4 protein-coding genes are annotated in these 4,299 nt (G+C 45.5%); all 4 read left to right on the forward strand.

All coding sequences use genetic code 11. From position 1 onward, the window contains the following. The first annotated feature begins 53 nt into the window (after positions 1 to 53). Complete coding sequence (gene ybaK / locus M3200_RS08315; protein WP_022383069.1) at positions 54 to 539, forward strand: Cys-tRNA(Pro) deacylase; 486 nt, start codon at positions 54 to 56, stop codon at positions 537 to 539. A gap of 599 nt (positions 540 to 1,138) precedes the next feature. Continuing rightward, complete coding sequence (locus tag M3200_RS08320; RefSeq protein WP_022383070.1) at positions 1,139 to 2,791, forward strand: ATP-dependent nuclease; 1,653 nt, start codon at positions 1,139 to 1,141, stop codon at positions 2,789 to 2,791. A gap of 122 nt (positions 2,792 to 2,913) precedes the next feature. Next, positions 2,914 to 3,879: an aspartate carbamoyltransferase catalytic subunit gene (locus tag M3200_RS08325; RefSeq protein ID WP_022383071.1), complete on the forward strand. Its 966-nt coding sequence runs from the start codon at positions 2,914 to 2,916 to the stop codon at positions 3,877 to 3,879. Beyond that, a partial coding sequence (locus M3200_RS08330) for an amidohydrolase family protein (protein WP_288178240.1) occupies positions 3,863 to 4,299 on the forward strand: 437 nt, incomplete at its 3' end. The genes M3200_RS08325 and M3200_RS08330, both read left to right, overlap by 17 nt.

A 4,299-nucleotide genomic window follows, 5' to 3' on the forward strand; every position in this document is an offset into this window, starting at 1 on the left:
CTTTGTGCTCCGGCCCTTTTAATTTATAAAAACATTTATCAGAGGTAATTATCATGGCAAAAAAAGGAAAAAAGACCAATGTGATGAGAATTCTGGATAAAGAAAAAATTGATTATGACACAAAGTCCTACGACTACACAGAAGAGGATCTTTCCGGCGTTCATGCAGCTGCTGCATTAGGCTATGATGCAGATATGGTATTCAAGACGATCATTACCAAGGGAGACAAGACAGGTCCGGTTGTTTTCTGCCTTCCTTCTGAAAAGGAAATCGATTTGAAAGCAGCGGCCCGTGTAAGTGGAAACAAGAGTGTCGAAATGATTCATGTCAAGGAACTTCCGGGTCTGACGGGGTATATCCGGGGCGGATGCTCACCGATTGGAATGAAGAAAGAATTTCCTACATATATTGATGAAAGCTGCTATAACCATGAAAGGATCAGCATCAGCGCAGGCCAGAGAGGCCGCCAGGTACTGATTGCACCAAAAGATCTCGTAGAATTGATTCATGCGGAGGCAGCCGATCTGACACAGAAATAAAATACGGAAGCTTTATGAAAATCTGTTTTGGCGGTAAAAAAGCTGTGATGAAATGATCGTACATTTTGTCACAGCTTTTTATTGCCGTAAAATCGATGGTATTTTGTATACGAACTCCAGGGACGTAAAGGGGACAGACGGGGCCGCAGGGTCTTTAGGCCATACAAGAGGAAGAATTTGTCCGGAATAGTACTCAGTATAAAAATAAGTAAACTAAATCAAAATGAAAGAAATTTATTATATACATGTTATAAATGATAAAATTTCTATAAAGTTATATAATAAAGACGTAAGAAAAAGGATGCTGTGAACAGCTATTCCTGGAAACACGATATCCAGGAAACGGCTGCTGCACAGACAGAACGGAAGCGGAATCCGATTGATTTAACACTTTCTTTCTCTTCCCTCGCGGCCGTAATTGTTTTTATCCCATCCTTTTCTTGTTACGGGCGCGGGATGTATCCGGATTCCGATTCTTGAAAAAAAGACCTCTTTTGAGGTCTTTTTTCGTAAGTGAATAAAACTGCAGGCATAAAAGGTTTCTTCCTTTCTGGAATGATATAATAAAGGAAAAAGCAGTGCCGGCAAGGAGGAAAATTATGTTTATTTCAGGAATGACTGTGGAAAATTACAGAACGTTTCAAAATGTAAGTTTTCATTTCGACAGCCAGGTCAATTATATTGTAGGGGACAATAATATAGGGAAGAGTAATTTCCTGAGCCTTCTGAAATCAGCTACGCACGGATATGGATTCAAGGAGGCAGATTTCCTGGATCCAGACCTTCCGATACGGGTTACCTTCGATTTGACGACAAAAGATGAAGGCGGCAATGATTCCATCCGAATTGAGCTTAAACAGTCTGTCAGGGAGATCGTGCCGCGCCTCTACAATATGGATACAGGGGAAACACTTCCTCTTGAATACATGCGCTGCCTTTTCTGCCTGGATTTTGCTCTCTCTGAAATCCCTAAAAATATGCTGGATGACAATCTGGCCGGCAGGACGATCAGTATCTTCGATGAATATCTTTCCTATGGTCCTGAGGCCGTGGAAGAAGTGGAACGCATGATGAATGAAAGAGGCTTTTCCATTTCCCTTCCTAAGGATGATCCTCATAAGGCCGCACTGGTCCTTTTCGGTGAAATTTTCGGCGCACAGATTTCCGGGACTTCTTATGATTCCACGATGAAGCTGATGATTGCCGTAGGGGTTTCGCTTCTTGTCCTGATGCGGGAGAAGCGGGAAAGCCGTGCGATTTCCTTCGAGAATATCATCATGACGAAGAATGACGGAACGCGCCTTCTTCCTGTCATTGTGAATATTGATGAGCCGGAGCTCCATCTGCATCCATACCTCCAGCGTGCTCTTCTGGCATTCTGCCGTTCGATCCTGAATAACAAGGAAAGTTTCTTCTTGAAGCTTGTGCAGAATCTTCTTGGCGTGGACGGACTGGACGGGCAGCTCTTTGTCGTCACTCATTCTACGGATGCTCTTGTCAACGACTACCGGAAAATCATCCGCATGTACAGGGATGAGAAGGAAATGGTACGTGCTGCCTGCGGTTCTTCCTTCCATTTTGACAGTGAAATAGAAAAGCATCTGATTATGCATTTCCCGGAAGTCAAGGAAGCCCTTTACTCCCGCTGCACGATCCTTGTCGAAGGAGAGACGGAGTATGGTTCCTTCGGCTATTTTGCAAAGACACTCGGCGTTCAGTTTGATTATCATGGAATCTGCCTCATCAATGCACGGGGAGAAAGTTCCATTTCAAAGATTGCTGAATTGATCCGACGTTTCCATATACCGGCCGTATGTCTCTATGACAGGGACGTCATGGGGTCAAGGCACCATTCTTCCTATGTCTTCTATACGGACTACATCTGTTTTGAAATGGATGTCGTAAAATCCTGCCTGTCACATGGGAAACGAAAGCTTCTCGATGACGTCATCGGGGATATTGAAGAAGCGGGGGATGTCGTAAGCTCTGCGCTGATCAAAAAAGCAGGAGCAAAGCTGGGCGTTCCGAAGGGCTTTTATCCGCCAAAGAAGCTGAAGAATATTAATCCAAGAGATGAGAAAGCGCAGGAGTTCTATTACTTTGCCTGGCTCTATGGGAACAAAGGCGTTATCATAGGGCGCGCTCTGGGAAAGAGGCTGACGGAAAATGAAATTCCGCCTGCTTTTGCCAGAACCATTCATGCGGCTGTCCGCTTTTCCGCCGGGAATAAGGGACAATCCGGTGAGAAGTAGTATGTCTTCAGGTACCTGGGTTTTTCTATAATGAAAATTTAACAATTTTGCTATTGAAAAACCCGAGTATACCTTTTAAGATTATAAAGATATCATATTTTGTTGTTTTTAAGGAGGCCGGCATGAACGCGATTTCGCTCAAAGGCCGTTCTGTCCTCGGACTGCAGGATTTTACAGCCGGGGAAATTGAACGGATTCTGGAAGTGGCAGCACAGATGAAAAAAATTGTACTGTCTGATAACAAAAAGCGGGATTTCCTGAAAGGTAAATCCATTGTGACAGTGTTTTCTGAGGCATCAACGAGAACACGCAGTTCTTTCGAGCTTGCCGGTAAATACTTGGGAGCCGATGTTATCAATATTACAAAGAGCGGCAGCTCGATGACGAAAGGTGAAAGCATGCGAGATACATTGCTTACTGTTTCCGCTATGGGAGTAGATGCAGTGATTATTCGTGATTCGTCAGAGGGGGCCGCTCTTTTTGCATCCAAAGTAATGAGCCCCAAGGTCAAGGTGCCTGTTGTCATCAATGCAGGCGACGGCGCGCATGCTCATCCGACGCAGGCGCTGCTCGAACTTTTCACATTAAAGGAAGCAGGCAAGAATATCAAAGGAATGAAGTATGTCATCATTGGCGACATTCTCCACTCCCGCGTTGCGCGAAGTGATATTTACGGGTTTACGAAGCTGGGCGCTGAAGTACATCTTGTGGGACCGCGCACTTTGGTTCCCAAGGAACTCGAGTCAATGGGAGTCATCGTTGATGACAACCTTGAAGATGCATTAAGGGATGCTGATGCGATCAATATTCTTCGTATCCAGCTTGAAAGAGCTGCAGGCGGATTCATTCCGACAACAAGAGAATATGCACGTCTCTTCGGCATCAACAAGAAGAGACTGGAGCTTTGCAAGAAGGATGCGGCCATCATCCATCCGGGCCCGATGAACCGTGGCATAGAAATCGGATATGATGTGGCTTACGATGAATCATCCTGGATTCAGGAAGAAGTAAGAAACGGCGTAGCAGTGCGTATGGCATTGGAGTATTTGACACTGACGGAGGGCAAAGACATTGAAGCTGGTCATTAAAAACGGAATCATTGTAAATCCTGCCAGAAAGCAGCATGAAAAAGGCGACATTGTCATAGAAAATGGGAAAATTCTCTCCATTGGCGGGACTGCAGATACAGAAGGCGCAGAAGTTTATGATGCAAATGGCTTGTTTGTCGCACCAGGACTCATTGATATGCATGTCCATCTCCGTGAACCCGGACAGGAAGCCAAGGAAGATATTCACACAGGCACGCAGGCAGCAGCCGCAGGCGGCATCACGCGCGTGGCAACAATGGCCAACACAAAGCCTGTCATCGATAATGCAGCAGTCTTCAGGGATGTGCTGAGACGCGTCGATGAATGCGGTGTCGTCAAGGTCAGCGTCATCGGTGCTCTTTCCAAAAATCTGGAAGGAAAGCAGCTCTCTGAGATGGGAGACATGGCAGCCGAAGGCGC

The organism is Dialister sp. CAG:357, assembly GCF_000435155.1.
Taxonomy (GTDB): Bacteria; Bacillota; Negativicutes; order Veillonellales; family Dialisteraceae; genus Dialister; species Dialister hominis.

Bases quoted from the DNA above. Each gene is read 5' to 3' on its own strand.
- M3200_RS08320 (WP_022383070.1), top strand. From the start codon at position 1,139: ATGTTTATTTCAGGAATGACTGTGGAAAATTACAGAACGTTTCAAAAT.
- ybaK (WP_022383069.1), top strand. From the start codon at position 54: ATGGCAAAAAAAGGAAAAAAGACCAATGTGATGAGAATTCTGGATAAA.
- M3200_RS08325 (WP_022383071.1), top strand. From the start codon at position 2,914: ATGAACGCGATTTCGCTCAAAGGCCGTTCTGTCCTCGGACTGCAGGAT.